The 542-nt window shown below is 70.8% G+C and carries 1 protein-coding gene; it reads left to right on the top strand.

Annotated features, from left to right (window positions below; all coding sequences use genetic code 11):
* A partial coding sequence (locus CFP71_RS43185; RefSeq protein WP_482746736.1) for a Fic family protein occupies window positions 1-479 on the top strand: 479 nt, incomplete at its 5' end.
* Between the last annotated feature and the right edge of the window lie 63 nt (window positions 480-542).

The following is a 542-nucleotide window of genomic DNA, read 5'->3' as shown; positions in this document are numbered from 1 at the left end:
GTGTTCTGCTCCCGACCTGGCGGCGCGCGCCGTTGCAGGCGCTGGCGCGGTTGCACGTTCTGGCCGCTTCGGACCTGGTGACGGATCTCGACGCGCTGGGACGGCCGCGCTCGTCCGGCGACGTCGGGCCGCGGCTGGAGATGCTGGCGCAACTGGTCGTCGGCGCGACGTCGGTGCCGGGGCCGGTGCTGACCGCCGTCGTGCACGGGGAACTGTTGGCGCTGAAGCCTTTCGGCTCCGCGGACGGGGTCGTCGCGCGCGCCGCGGCGCGGCTTTCGGCGGTGGCGACCGGGCTGGACCCGAAGGCGCTGACGGTGCCGGAGGTCGCGTACTTCCGGCGGGTGCCGAAGTACATCGAGGCCGCGACGGGCTTCTCTGGCGGGACTCCTGACGGTGTCCGCGCTTGGCTGCTCTTTTCGTGTGAAGCCTTCGAGGCGGGTGCCCGCGAGGCGAAGTCCATCTCGGACGCCGCGGGCTGACTTCCCGCGTTTCGTCCTCTGGATGCGGTAGTTGGCATCACGAACTACCGCATTCAGAGGAAG

It is taken from the genome of Amycolatopsis thailandensis (genome assembly GCF_002234405.1).
GTDB lineage: Bacteria > Actinomycetota > Actinomycetes > Mycobacteriales > Pseudonocardiaceae > Amycolatopsis > Amycolatopsis thailandensis.
This window is presented reverse-complemented; position numbering and strand designations above follow the sequence as displayed.